The sequence below is a fragment of the Paenibacillus sp. FSL H8-0034 genome, from assembly GCF_038000305.1.
Lineage (GTDB): Bacteria > Bacillota > Bacilli > Paenibacillales > NBRC-103111 > Paenibacillus_S.
In genome coordinates this window covers 5,809,129-5,822,638 of record NZ_JBBOBS010000001.1, presented here as the reverse complement: position 1 = coordinate 5,822,638, position 13,510 = coordinate 5,809,129, and the positions used below count along the sequence as shown (strand labels likewise).

Annotated in this window: 10 protein-coding genes; 9 read left to right on the top strand and 1 reads right to left on the bottom strand. The window is 43.4% G+C overall.

The annotated features are described in order from the left end of the window. Positions 1 to 6: 6 nt before the first annotated feature. From mgrA to NST47_RS26240, 8 genes are all read left to right on the top strand, one after another. Positions 7 to 996: an L-glyceraldehyde 3-phosphate reductase gene (mgrA, locus tag NST47_RS26275; RefSeq protein WP_341157772.1), complete on the top strand. Its 990-nt coding sequence runs from the start codon at positions 7 to 9 to the stop codon at positions 994 to 996. Positions 997 to 1,051: 55 nt separating this feature from the next. Then, positions 1,052 to 2,368, top strand: a complete 1,317-nt coding sequence (gene melA, locus NST47_RS26270; protein WP_341157771.1) for an alpha-galactosidase — start codon at positions 1,052 to 1,054, stop codon at positions 2,366 to 2,368. A gap of 253 nt (positions 2,369 to 2,621) precedes the next feature. Further along, positions 2,622 to 4,862 carry a helix-turn-helix domain-containing protein gene (locus tag NST47_RS26265; protein ID WP_341157770.1) on the top strand — a complete coding sequence of 747 codons (2,241 nt, stop codon included), beginning with the start codon at positions 2,622 to 2,624 and terminating at the stop codon, positions 4,860 to 4,862. Positions 4,863 to 5,064: 202 nt separating this feature from the next. Further along, positions 5,065 to 6,018 (top strand): ABC transporter permease, encoded by a 954-nt coding sequence (locus NST47_RS26260; protein WP_341157769.1) that lies wholly within the window; start codon positions 5,065 to 5,067, stop codon positions 6,016 to 6,018. A 46-nt stretch (positions 6,019 to 6,064) separates the two neighbouring features. Next, entirely contained in the window at positions 6,065 to 6,940 is an 876-nt protein-coding gene (locus NST47_RS26255) for a carbohydrate ABC transporter permease (RefSeq protein ID WP_341157768.1), read from the top strand. Between the two features lie 34 nt (positions 6,941 to 6,974). Continuing rightward, complete coding sequence (locus tag NST47_RS26250) at positions 6,975 to 8,591, top strand: extracellular solute-binding protein (protein WP_341157767.1); 1,617 nt, start codon at positions 6,975 to 6,977, stop codon at positions 8,589 to 8,591. A 37-nt stretch (positions 8,592 to 8,628) separates the two neighbouring features. Continuing rightward, complete coding sequence (locus NST47_RS26245; protein ID WP_341157766.1) at positions 8,629 to 9,720, top strand: Gfo/Idh/MocA family protein; 1,092 nt, start codon at positions 8,629 to 8,631, stop codon at positions 9,718 to 9,720. Positions 9,721 to 9,760: 40 nt separating this feature from the next. Beyond that, on the top strand, positions 9,761 to 10,900 hold the full coding sequence (locus tag NST47_RS26240; RefSeq protein WP_341157765.1) for a DUF6807 domain-containing protein: 1,140 nt from the start codon (positions 9,761 to 9,763) through the stop codon (positions 10,898 to 10,900). Between the two features lie 270 nt (positions 10,901 to 11,170). On the opposite strand, the gene NST47_RS26235 is transcribed toward NST47_RS26240, so the two are convergent. Beyond that, positions 11,171 to 11,839 carry a TetR/AcrR family transcriptional regulator gene (locus NST47_RS26235; protein WP_341157764.1) on the bottom strand — a complete coding sequence of 223 codons (669 nt, stop codon included), beginning with the start codon at positions 11,837 to 11,839 and terminating at the stop codon, positions 11,171 to 11,173. 208 nt (positions 11,840 to 12,047) lie between these two features. Here NST47_RS26235 and NST47_RS26230 point away from each other — a divergent pair, with 208 nt between their 5' ends. Further along, positions 12,048 to 13,481: an aldehyde dehydrogenase family protein gene (locus NST47_RS26230; protein WP_341157763.1), complete on the top strand. Its 1,434-nt coding sequence runs from the start codon at positions 12,048 to 12,050 to the stop codon at positions 13,479 to 13,481. Positions 13,482 to 13,510: the final 29 nt, after the last annotated feature.

Genomic DNA, 13,510 nt, shown 5'->3' with positions numbered 1-13,510 from the left:
GACTTGATGAGCTATATGCCCATAAATGAAAGATATTCTGGCATGAAATATAACAGGTGCGGAAGCTCTGGTCTCAAACTGCCTGCTATTTCCCTCGGCCTTTGGCAAAATTATGGAGGCGTACATGCATTGGAAGCCCAACGAGACATGCTGCGCCGAGCATTCGACCTTGGAATTACCCACTTTGACCTGGCCAACAATTACGGTCCGCCGTCAGGATCAGCAGAAGCGAATTTCGGCAGCATACTAAAAGCCGATTTTACGGCTTACCGTGATGAATTAATCCTATCAACCAAAGCTGGCAACAGAATGTGGGAAGGGCCATATGGAGACGGGGGCTCCAAGAAGCATATGATTTCCAGCCTTGACCAGAGTCTTAAGCGTATGGGAATTGAGTATGTTGACATTTTCTATTCACATAGGCCTGACCCCGAGACACCGATGGAAGAAACAATGAGTGCACTTGATGTGGCAGTAAGACAGGGGAAAGCTTTGTATGTAGGACTGTCCAATTACAGCGTAGAGCAGACCCAAGAGGCTTCTGCCATTTTAAAAGATTTGGGTACCCCATGTCTTATCCACCAACCCAAATACTCTATGTTTGAAAGATGGATAGAAAATGGTCTGCAGGATGTACTGAAAGAGGAAGGAATAGGTTGCATAGCCTTTTCGCCTTTAGCCAAGGGACTGCTGACCAATCGCTACCTCAGCGGAATTCCTTCCGATTCAAGGGCGGCAGGCTCCAGTCGAGCTTTGAATGTCCAATCCATCACGGATGAGGTCATGTCCAAGATCAAGCGCTTGAACAGCATTGCCGCAGAGCGTGGTCAAAGCCTCTCTCAAATGGTCATAGCCTGGGTACTTAGAGAAGGACGCGTAACATCGGCGCTCATAGGAGCGAGTAAGGTAAGTCAGATTGAAGACAATGTTGCAGCTTTGAACAACCTCGATTTCAGCCAGGAAGAGCTGTTGAGAATTGAGGAGATATTGAAATAAGGGGAGTTGCTTTTAGAGGTTATTAATAAATTAAATAACGAAAAGGAATCATGTTATGAAGAAAATAGCATTTATAGGAGCGGGAAGTTTTGGATTTACGAGGACTCTGGTAAAAGATATTTTAACATTTCCGGCATTATCAGATTGTACAATTGCACTTATGGATATTGATGATGTGCGCTTGGCTGCTATAACCAAAGCAGTTAATAGAATCATTGAGGAAGGTAAATATCCGGCAAAGGTTATCGCAATGAAGAGCAGGGCTGAGGCACTTGAAGGAGCGGATGGTGTTGTATGTACGATTCTTGCCGGTGGAGTCAATGTCTGGAGACATGATGTTGAAATTCCAATGAAATATGGTGTAGATATAAATTGTGGTGATACGAGAGGGCCAGCTGGAGTTTTTAGGGCACTTAGAACGATCCCTGTGATGCTTGATATTTGCAAGGATATCGAAAAATATTGTCCTGATGCTATATTTTTAAATTACACCAATCCAATGGCTATGCTTTGTAGAGCTATGCAGGGAATGAGTAAAGTAAAGGTTACCGGTTTATGCCACAGTGTTCAAGGAACAGCAGGGAAGCTGGCCAAGTGGATAGGCGCACCTATGGATGAAATCACATACAAATGCGCAGGAATTAACCATCAAGCTTTCTATCTTGAGTATAAATGGAACGGTAAAGATGCGTATCCACTTATTAGAGAAGCTTTGAAGAAACCTGAGATCTATAACATAGAGATCGTAAGAAACGAAATGTTTGCTAATCTTGACTATTATGTAACCGAATCAAGTGGACATAATTCAGAATACAATCCGTGGTTTAGGAAGAGACCTGATTTAATTGAGAAGTATTGTATAGATGGCACAGGCTCGAATCCAGGAAAACATGCATTTATTCTTGAGTCGTATTTGAAAAAAGAGCATTCATGGCAAAGAGAAATAGATGAGTGGTTACAAAAGGATACAATTGACCTTGAAAGAGGACCTGAATATGCTGCTTACATTTTTAATGCAACCATCGGGGATGGGACATTATTTGAGTTTAATGGCAATGTTCGAAACTTTGGATTAATTGATAATTTACCTGAAGGCTGCTGTGTTGAGGTTCCGGTACTTGCTTCTAAACGTGGGCTTGACCCCATGCATGTAGGACCATTGCCTGCTCAACTTGCCTTATTAATTAATACGAATGCCAGATGTGAAGAATTAGCTGTAGAAGCTGCCATAGAAGGGGACCCGAGAAAGGTTTTCCACTCCATTGCGTTTGATCCGCTTACTTCAGCCGTACTTAGTCTTAATGAAATTAAATTAATGGTAGATGAAATGTTTGAAAAAAATAAAGAGTGGCTGCCTCAATTTAAATTGTAAATAATACAAAAATCCTCGGGTGGTAAACTGCCCGGGATTTTTGTATTTATCAGTGGTATAATTATACGATTAGTACATCTCATGCTGCTTATAACGATGATATTACATAAAAGAAACGAAAATATTACATTTTTCCAGATGAACTTGTCCAGTACAATAACAACATAAATGTGTGGATATTTTAACGTTCTCAATAGCTAATATGTAAGCGTAATCAAAAAAACACTTTTATATCAATTGAGGGTGGCTTTCAATGAAAAAATGGTTTTACCGTTTACTTCTATCCTATTTGCCGATTTTTCTGGTTATCGTATTTGTAGTCATTTTTATCTCGTTTTTAGCCATGCGGGATTTTTCGCAAAAAGAAGCGGAAACAGCCAATCGGCTATTTTTATCCTATGTAAAACAAACGATCGAACATTCGCTCAAAGATATTGATAACACGGTCATCAAAGGTATTTTGACGGATAAAAGCATAGGGGAGTTTTTTTATCCGACGTCGGATATGAATCGTTATGTCGTGAACAGTCAAGCTTCCGAGAAAATCCAAAGTTTGACGGGTACGAACCCTGTAATTAATTCCATATATTTGGTTCGCTTGTTCGACCACACGGTAATGAGCAAAAATGCAATGATGCCGCTTGAAGAGTTTGGGGATCGTGGATTTATTTTGAAGCTGCTTCAAGATAAGGAGGTTCCTCAGAACTGGTCGGTCCTACGAAGCTATTCCGAGTTTTTTGATCAAAAATCGAGCTCTGTCGTAACTCTTGTCCGAAAAGTTCCTTTGCAGTCCGGCAGCGAAGGCTTCGTTGTGGTAAACGTTGGGATCGACTTGATTGAGAAATCACTCGATGACATTTATAAATCCAATATCGATTTAATGAACGTTGTTGATACAGATGGAAATTTACTTTTTGGAACAGAGGTCCGAAATGCGAAGGTCCAGCACACTCCAACTGAGGAGAAGGGGTTGCCCGGCATGAAGTCGGATTATACGGGCTGGGAGTTTCGAAGCGGAATTGGAAGTAATATTGTATACAGTGTGTTCTCTATCTTCTCCTATATTTGGATCGTGTTCATGCTAATAGCCGTATGCTCCGGTGCCGTATGGATCGTATTCATCACACGCCGAAACTATAAGCCTATTGAAAGGATTATGGGGCGCATTCAACATTATTCCTTGCAAAAAAGCTTTGAATTGATCGGCGAAAAAGGGAAGGATGAATTCAATTTTATCGGTACAGCTCTGGACAAACTCATCGAGCAGTCCAATGAGGTTCAGAAGCAGCATAAAGAGACCCAACATTATCGCAGGAAATATTTTTTCTATGAGCTGCTTTATGACGCCGATACAATCAGCTCCGAGGAATGGGGAGCCCAAATGAGAGCGCTGGATTTGCCGGAGCATGCGGAGCAATGGAGTTTGGTCGTCTTCGAAATGGACAAATATGCAGCTTTTATCGACCGATATCCAAGCAAGGATCAGCATTTGCTCAAATTCGTTCTCAGCAGCGTAATTAAGGAAATCGCCGATCAGCATCATTTGGTCGTATGGACGGAATGGATATCAGGCCATCATCTTGTAACCTTGTACCAGTGGCCAGCCAAGAATGACACAAGAGCAGTGGAACTATGCGAAAACGTACGGAAATGGGTGGAACAAAATCTTGATTTCACTGTGACAGTCGGTGTCGGCAATGCGGCATTCCAAATTAACGACATTCAACAGTCTTATGAAGAAGCTTCGGAAGCATTGAAATACAAGTCTTCGCTTGGGGGTAACAGGGTCATTGAGCTAGAACAGGTTTGGACAAGGTCGCCTGGCAGCGAAACCTCAAAGCATGTACAAATCATCCGTTCCCTCACCCAATCATTCCGGTTAGGGGAAGAGGAATGGGAGATTAAGATGAATAAGCTGTTTGATGATCTTGGCTCTGACATTTACACAAGGGACGATATTGTCAGCTTGATGAATTATATGATGTACCATATTTTTAGGGAAATATCCGATTTTTCAGTTGAGATTAAGGAAATTTGGACGAAAGACGCCTTACCCCGAATGAATGATCTTTTGAATCAGTTCGAAACGCTTGACGATTTACAGTCAGGCTTCCTGAAACTTTTTTCCGACGCATTAAATAGGATAGAAGGGCAGCGGGAGCATCGCGACAATCGTCAATTGATTCAGAATGTGAAAGTCTATGTTGAACTTCATTTCGACGATCCTGATTTATCTCTTACACATCTTGGGGATGCTTTTCAGATCAGCTCGAAATATGTAAGTCAATTATTCAAGGAAGCCTTCGGAGAAAAATTTAGCGACTATCTGACCAAGATCCGGGTGGAGAGCGCAAAGAAGTGGTTGGCGGAAACCGACATACCTGTACAGGACATTGCAATAAAGGCAGGATATATCCATACGTTTTCGTTTATTCGGGTATTTAAAAAAATGGTTGGCATGACGCCAGGCGATTATCGCAAGGAGTTTCGATAGCAGCGTAATTGTGTGTGGACGAAAATGGTGTATACTAACGGCTTGATTCGTTGGATTCATCGGTTTTTTTATTGGAAAAAGCTTAAGGTGTATGGGCAGAATCATGTTTATTGACTGTGGATACGCAAATAAACTAATGTGAAAAGCGTGAAGACACAACAATAGAATACCCATTTCAGAGAGAGGAGGAGCAGACGAAACGATGAATGACCAACCCATACCCGTTGAAGTAATAGGCTTAGAGAGAGAGAGGACCCTGCAGCGAAGAATCCTCTTTAGAAAAAACATCCCGCTGATGATGATGTTTTTTCCAGTAATCGTCTACTTTATTATTTTTAAATATGTACCGATGCTGGGGGCGGTTATTGCCTTTAAGCAGTATAATTTTTCGGACGGTATATTGGGCAGCCCTTGGGTGGGATTGGACAACTTCCATTTGCTTTTCAGTAACCCGCAGATGGTGAATACGATTCGCAATACGCTGCTGTTGAGCGTGCTGAAAATCTTAATCGGTTTTCCTTTTCCGATTTTACTTGCCATCTTGCTTAATGAGGTGAGAAAAACCTGGTTCAAAAATATCGTGCAGACCTTGGTGTACTTACCGCACTTTTTTAACTGGGTCGTCGTAGCTGGTATTGTCATTACGGTTTTTTCCCGAGAAAGCGGGATCATTAATAACCTGGTGCAGCTGGGAGGTGGGACCGCCTATCCATTTTTGTACAATGGGTTTTCATGGATTGCTATTTTCTTGGGATCGGGAATTTGGAAGGAAGTCGGGTTTTCCGCCATTGTTTATCTCGCAGCCATCACAACGATTGATCCTAGTCTGTACGAATCCGCTGGCATGGACGGAGCCAACAAGTTGAGACAGATTTGGCATATCACGCTCCCTGGTATTAGGCCAACCATCATTTTGCTGCTGATTCTAGCGATGGGTAACGTCATGGAGGTGGGGTTTGATCAAATTTATTTACTTCAGAACAGCGTAGTGGCCAATATCTCCGAAGTTATTAGCACATTTATTTATCGGGCTGGTTTGCAAGGGGGGCAGTTTAGCATTACGGCCGCAATGGGGTTGTTCGAATCGCTGGTCGGTTTGGTTCTTGTTATCGGTTCCAACCAAATCGCCCGTAAGTTTAAACAAGGATTGTGGTAGCCGATTGCCTGATATCCCTACAACAATTACAAGGAAGTGATGAGTTATGAAGGCGACCTTCGGGGAGAGAGTATTTTATTTCATCAACTACACGATCCTGGCATTGGCCGGCTTGAGCTGTGTGCTGCCCCTGCTGAATATTGTCGCTATGTCTCTGAGTGATTCGAGTTCAATTGCCGCTGGGCGGGTTACCCTTTATCCGATCGGCTTGCAATGGGACTCCTACTATAAGTTATTCGTTGGTACTAACATCCTGCAGGCGTTACAAAACAATATCGTGATCACGATCGTTGGTGTTGTACTGTGCATGATATTCACCATTTTGGCTGCGTATCCGCTATCTCGCAGCTACTTTTACGGGCGTCGATTTTTTACGCTGGCCGTCGTATTCACGATGCTGTTCGGGGGCGGTTTAATTCCGACCTATCTAGTTGTCAAGTCATTAGGACTTGTTAATACGTATGGCGCCTTATGGCTTCCGGGTCTTGTCAGCGCCTATAATATGCTGCTGCTGCGGACTTTTTTTGAGAACATTCCCGAGGAACTGATTGAGGCGGCTAGAATCGACGGATGCTCAGAGACGAGAATACTGATGCAAATTCTACTTCCGCTGTCATTTCCGATACTGGCAACGCTGACGCTCTTTTATGCTGTCGGGTTCTGGAATATGTTTTCAAACGTGTTGATTTATATCAATGACAGCAGCAAGTTAAATATGACAGTACTCGTTCAAAATATGATCAAAAGCCAAACGATCCTTCAGGAAGTAGGACAGCTTGATCCCGACCAGGTGCAGCGAATTACACCCGAATCGATCAAGTCAGCCGCGATCTTCGTGTTGATTGTACCGATGTTGTGTGTGTATCCGTTCTTACAGAAGTATTTTGTGAAGGGCAGCATGATTGGCTCGATTAAAGGATAGGTGTTCGATAGATCTCTTTTGGAGGCGGATAATGATGAAACGAAAACGATTGAGAAAACCCTTACCTATGTTTCTAGCTGCAGGAACGGCTGCAGCCCTGCTTTTGAGCGCTTGCTCGAATAGCCAACCCAAAGAAAGCGACAACAAAGCCGGTGAGAATAAAAAGCCCGAAATTACCGTCATGGCCTTTGATTACGGTAATGTTCCCAAGGAAGAAGGAACGATGGAGAAAAACCGGTGGGTGGACTGGATCAATCAAAATGCCCCGGTACATGTGAAGTTCGTCTCGATTCCAAGAACGGAATCTGCTCAAAAACTGAACATCTTGTTTGCCTCCGGATCTGCGCCGGATCTGATCATAGACTACGATAAAAATTTACTGAACAGCTTGTACACACAGAACCAGCTATTACCACTTGATGATCTCATAAAAAAAGACAGCCCCTATTACCAAAGCGTTTTGCAAAAATATCCGACGCTGGCGAAATTGGGCAAACAAAATGACGGGAAAATCTATAAAATCGGCAAGGTGAACGGAACCGATGCCAACGTCGGTATGTATATCCGAGCGGATTGGTTAAAAAAGCTTAATTTGGGCATGCCCAAAACGCCCGAGGAATTGTTAAACGTCGCCAAGGCGTTTGCCGAGCAGGACCCGGATGGCAACGGTAAAAAGGATACATATGGTGTTGCGCTCAGCAGCTTTGGCAACTTGATCGATTACATGTTCCAGAATGTGGATTGGGTATTGGACAATGGCGAGCTGACGCATGATTGGCAGCGGGCGAAAGCGGCAGCTGATTATAAGAAGAAATTGTTTGATGCCGGCGTTACGGACAAGGACTTTTTAGTTGACACAAACGGAAAAAAAGCCGAGCAGGATTGGATGAAAGGGAAATTAGGCATTTGGAGTGCTACGATCAGATTGTCGTCTTTTCAGGATTTTAAGAAAAACAACCCGGATGGTGAAGTCGCGATTCTTCCAATGCCAGCAACCCAATACGGTCATTTCAGTCCGGAAGCCACTTCGCCTTTTGCCGTAAACGGAGTGATCAACCGAAATGCGAAAGATCCCGACGCCGTTATGAAATACCTCGATTGGGTACTTAATCCGGCTAATTCTACGACATTGAAGTACGGTCTGGAAGGCGTTCACTGGAAAAAGGGACCTAGTGGCTGTCCAATGCCAATTGACAAGGATAAATCTGCAAAAGAAGTTTCGTATACCCAGGGATATTGGGTTCTCCATACCAAATTCGCAGAAGGAAAGTGCGGGACAGTGGAAGGGCCTTTGGATACGAGTGACCCCGTGCAAAAGGATTTCCTGGAGCTTTACAAAGCGGCCAAGAAAGAGTACGTAACGCCGGAACGTCCAATGCCTTACGTCATTGACAATAGCAACTCCCCTGCGCTGCCGCCAGAACTGCTCACGATCCAAACCAATGCGATGAAGGCAGTTCAAGATCTCTGGAACAAGGCCATCGTAAGCGGAAGCACTTATACGACAGAACAATCCCTTAAAGAAGCTCAGGATTTGTGGAAAAAATCCGGTGGGGATAAAGTGGACGAGTGGATGAAAAAGTATTACGCCGACAATAAGCAGAATATCGTGACGACCAAGGAATGGTACACCACTGTTGTCGAGCAATAAGCCATATAAATCAACTAAATGAAAGAAGGAAAACAGGATGAGTAATCAAGCAGTAGGATATGCAGTAGTCGGTTTGGGTGTTGGTAAATCACATGTAAGGAGTGCTGTGAAAGCGAAGGGTTGCGGGTTTGTTGCTATCTGTGATCTTGACGAAGTCGTTCTCAATAGTGTAGGTGATGAATGTAACATTGCGCCGGAGAACCGTTACACGAGTTATGAACTGCTGTTACAACGGCCGGACATCGATGTTGTGAGTGTATGTACACCAAGCGGCAGGCACCGTGACGATGCCATTAAGGCGCTTGCGGCAGGCAAGCATGTCTTGGTGGAAAAGCCTCTCGAAATCCAGCTGGATAAGATCAACGACATTTTAGCTGCAGCTGAAAAAGCAGGGAAATATGTAGGTTGTGTTTTTCAGAACCGCTTAAGCCCCGGCAACAAAAAAATTAAAGAAACGATTGATAGTGGCAGACTGGGCAAGCTAATCACAGCAAATTTTCATGTGAAATGGTTCCGTAACGACCAATATTATGCGAATAACGGCGGTTGGAGAGGAACATGGGCGATGGATGGCGGCGGAGCGATCATGAACCAATCCGTGCATACGATTGACTTGATGCAGTGGATGCTGGGACCAGTCAAGAGTGTTTTTGCCAAAGCAGGCGCTTACAATCACAACATCGAGACCGAAGACACCGCAGTAGCAGTCATCCATTTCGAAAATGGTGCGATCGGTACTTTTATTGGTACAACCTGCGCTTATCCGGGCCTTGAGACTCTTTTACAAGTTCATGGCAGTACAGGAACCGTGTATGCAAGCAACGCAAATATCGAAGCCTATAAGCTCGCGGATGATGTGGAAAGAATAGAAGAAGCTCAGGTGCTGAGTGAATTTGGAAAGCAAGAGAAAAAGAGCGGGGGAGCAGACCCTGCGGCGATTTCCACAACGGGACATGCCGGGCAAATACAGGATATGATTTTTGCAGTGCAAGAAAATCGTCCGCCTATGATCCAAGGTAAAGAAGGCTATGCGGCTGTTGAAATTATTCTTGCCATTTATGAGTCCGCGCGGACGGGCAAGGAAGTGTTTCTTCCGCTGGTCAAATCCAAAACATTGGCAAGGAGCTAATCTATGGTAAAGTTCATACTAAATAAGAAGGTGAAACAGGATGTCGGTATCTTTTCAGATTAAATTAAAAGCGGGCAATCATGACCGTAATTATTGTCCTGTTGCGTTCCAACTGGATAAAAATAATGCTTTGTTACAAGGTGCTGCCTTGAATTCTTTGGTCATGAAGGACGAACAAGGCATTGTTACCACGGTACAAGTAAGAGAAATTGGTGATTATTACCATTTTCATTTCGTAGTCGAGCATCTGGCAAAAGGCGAAAGTCGTATGTATAAGATCGAATCCGGAGCCGTTTGGCAAAAGATGACGGGTTCCGGTGTGGAATTTATCCATGAAGTTTCGCGGAAAATTGATGTGTTGGTCGGGGGCAGCTATTTTACCTCGTACGTCTATGAGGCCTCCTTTGCAAAGCCATATCTTGGACCCATGATCGGACCTTATGGTGAGAGCTATACCCGGCTCGATTTGGAAACAGTGGAACATAAGCATCACCGCTCACTTTGGCTGGCTATCGGCGATGTGAATGGAATTGACATGTGGAATGAACCGGCGGAGCGGTACGGCAGACAGCTTCATCAAAAATTTGTTGAAGTGACTGAAGGACCCGTATGCGGTGTCATTACCGCACACAATGTATGGACGAGCTTTAATAAAAAACCGCAAATCGATGAAGTCCGTACAATCACTGTATATAACACACCAGCAGGCGAACGAATCATAGATTTGGATGTAGTGTTTACTGCCAGCTACGGCCAGGTAGAATTTGGCGCTACCAAAGAAGCCGGACCACTTGGCATCCGTGTAGCGGAATCTATGAACGTAAATAACGGCGGTACGATAGTGAACTCATACGGATCTGTCAATGAACCTGAGTGTTGGGGGAAACGTGCAGAATGGTGTGATTACTTCGGTGAAGTGGGAGGACGTACACTCGGGATTGCCGCATTTGACCATCCGGACAATGAACAATTTCCGACCTATTGGCATATTCGCAACGGCGGCTTGCTTGCAGCCAACAATTTTTACTTTAATGGCGGCAAATTAATCAAGCCAAAGGAAACGGTACGGTATCAATATCGGGTATATTTCCACGAAGGGGATACCCAGGCAGGCAGCGTCGCTAACAAATATCAGGACTACCTTCATCCTCCTCAGGTGGAAATCATCTCCCTCGTGTGATCACCATGGATACCAGTGTATCAACAGCCTACAGTATTGGGTTGTAACGCAAAGAAACTAATTTGTCTCTTCTGGTGACAATCTTCCGGTCTGCCTTTGGGCAAACCGGAAGATTTATTTCACATCTATTAACGTTTAGTGGAGAGGAGGTGGTTTCATTTAATCTAACATGGTAAAACATGTTTAAAAGGAAGGTGATTTGATTACTGTCAAGTTATAATGGCTGATCCTATAGAAGCGAAGCTCATAATCAGAGACCACGCTTTACTATTACAGTGTCCGATTAAACTTTTCTACAATATGATCTATCACAGGTTGAATTTTTGCATCGTCGACAATCGACATCTTTTCCGCTTTGAATAATTGAATTTTTTTGAAATGATAATAATCATAAAGCACTTGTTGAATTGACATTTGGTTATACAGCAAATACTTAACATTAATAATTTCCCGAAGCAATATATCGTCTTGAAGCAAAATAAACTTCTCATTGACTTGATTGAAAATGCCTTTACTTTTGCCATCCTGATAAAATTTAAGGGTCTGTTGTTCGCGTTTGTTCAAAATACCTTTCAGATCATCGTATAAATCAGGATAAGCTGCTTGAAGATCCTTTAAAAATATGTCAGTAATCTTTCCTACAAGCGATACCGACTGTTCAAACAATTGTTGAAACCAAACCCCGAATGATGTCTCGCCATCCTCCAAATTCCAATCTTCCTGTGTTTCAATATAATCCACAAAAATTCGCACAACGCCTTCGATGACTTCTTCTTTTGAAGAGAAATGCTTATACATAGTGGCTCTGCTTACATCCATGTATTTGGCGATGTCCTCCATCTTCAAGCTCTGAAAGCCGTCCTTCATGACGGATGAGATTAATTTTTTTAGCAATTTATTTCGTGCTTGCTCCTGCTGTTTCTCTATGGGCATGTTCATTATGTTCCCTTCTGCCAACTCTTCTCCTTATTATACCTAACAATGAAATGAATATAAACATAAAATACAAAATGGACAAATTAGATATAAAATGTTTACTTTGATTTTAATCCGTGATATTCTTCTAATCAGCGACAAGAGAGGATAAATCATGAAGTCATGAATTGGGGAACGTAAAGCGCGATAATAAGAAGGATGGTGTTTATTCATGAGAAATATAGATCAGATTTATGTAAATGGGCAATTTGTTAAGCCTTATGGCAATGAAGTACAGGATCTCATTAATCCTTCGACTAAAGAAGTCATCGGTCGCGTGACTTTGGGTAATGCTGAAGATGCACGGCGAGCCATAGCTGCAGCAAAGGAAGCTTTCAAAACCTTCTCACGAACAACGGTAGAGGAACGGAGCCATATGCTGCATAGATTGCACGATGCGATTATGGCATACTCGGATGCCTTGATGGAGGCCAATATTAATGAATACGGTGCTCCCAAACTCGCGGCAATCGGTCGTGTTCATTTGGCAGCTGCGAATTTTCTGGATACGAAGCAAGCATTAGAGGAATTTGAATTTGTTAAATATATTGGAAAAGCTAAGGTTGTCTCTGAACCTATTGGCATTATCGGTATTATTACACCGTGGAACGCAAGCTATTCGCAAATTACAGCGAAACTGGCTTCTGCCATCGCAGCGGGATGTCCTGTTGTGATTAAGCCGAGTGAGCTTAGCGCGATCCAGACGCAGATGATAACAGAATGCTTCCATAAGGCCAATATTCCTGCCGGCGTCATCAATGTGGTTAATGGTTTGGGTCAGACGGTTGGCGCTGAGATGACCCGACATCCAGACATTGCGATGATATCCTTCACTGGCTCCACGCTAGTCGGAAAAGAGATCCGTAGAGGTGCTGTGGATACGATGAAACGGGTGACTTTGGAGTTGGGTGGGAAGTCGCCCAATATCATTCTGGACGATGCAGACTTTTCTACAGCCATTCCAACCGCGATTAAACAATGTTTTACTAACAATGGTCAAGCATGCGTTGCGGGGACACGATTGCTAGTTCCAAAACATCGACTTGAAGAAGTAAAACGATTGGCTAAGGAAGCTGTTGAAACAATGAAAGTGGGCAATCCGTGGGATGAAGATACTATACTTGGCCCTATTGTAACTGAGAAGCAATATAACCAAGTTCAACGATTCATCAAGTCAGGCATTGAAGAAGGTGCGGAATTGGTCATCGGAGGAGAAGGTCATCCGGATGGTCTGCAAAGGGGCTACTTTGTCAAACCAACTGTTTTTGCTCATGTTACTGAAGATATGATTATTGCAAAAGAAGAGATATTCGGTCCAGTATTGTCCATTTTGACCTATACCACAGAAGACGAAGCCATCGAGATGGCCAATAATACAGATTATGGATTAGGGGCATACTTAAGCTCTTCTAACATCGAGAAAGCCAATGAACTAGCCTCCCGCATTGCAGCCGGGGTTGTGCTCATCAATGGAGCCGGCTTTGAAATGAAAGCACCATTTGGAGGTTTTAAACATTCTGGAATCGGCAGGGAATATGGCGTGCATGGTCTTGAGGAGTGTTTGGAAACAAAAACGATAACAGGTTATGATTCTGTACTGCAATAAGACACGTGGCCGACAATTGTCTGGCCGGA

Bases quoted from the DNA above. Each gene is read 5' to 3' on its own strand.
- melA (WP_341157771.1), top strand. From the start codon at position 1,052: ATGAAGAAAATAGCATTTATAGGAGCGGGAAGTTTTGGATTTACGAGG.
- NST47_RS26260 (WP_341157769.1), top strand. From the start codon at position 5,065: ATGAATGACCAACCCATACCCGTTGAAGTAATAGGCTTAGAGAGAGAG.
- mgrA (WP_341157772.1), top strand. From the start codon at position 7: ATGAGCTATATGCCCATAAATGAAAGATATTCTGGCATGAAATATAAC.
- NST47_RS26230 (WP_341157763.1), top strand. From the start codon at position 12,048: ATGAGAAATATAGATCAGATTTATGTAAATGGGCAATTTGTTAAGCCT.
- NST47_RS26250 (WP_341157767.1), top strand. From the start codon at position 6,975: ATGAAACGAAAACGATTGAGAAAACCCTTACCTATGTTTCTAGCTGCA.
- NST47_RS26245 (WP_341157766.1), top strand. From the start codon at position 8,629: ATGAGTAATCAAGCAGTAGGATATGCAGTAGTCGGTTTGGGTGTTGGT.
- NST47_RS26255 (WP_341157768.1), top strand. From the start codon at position 6,065: ATGAAGGCGACCTTCGGGGAGAGAGTATTTTATTTCATCAACTACACG.
- NST47_RS26235 (WP_341157764.1), bottom strand. From the start codon at position 11,839: ATGAACATGCCCATAGAGAAACAGCAGGAGCAAGCACGAAATAAATTG.
- NST47_RS26265 (WP_341157770.1), top strand. From the start codon at position 2,622: ATGAAAAAATGGTTTTACCGTTTACTTCTATCCTATTTGCCGATTTTT.
- NST47_RS26240 (WP_341157765.1), top strand. From the start codon at position 9,761: ATGTCGGTATCTTTTCAGATTAAATTAAAAGCGGGCAATCATGACCGT.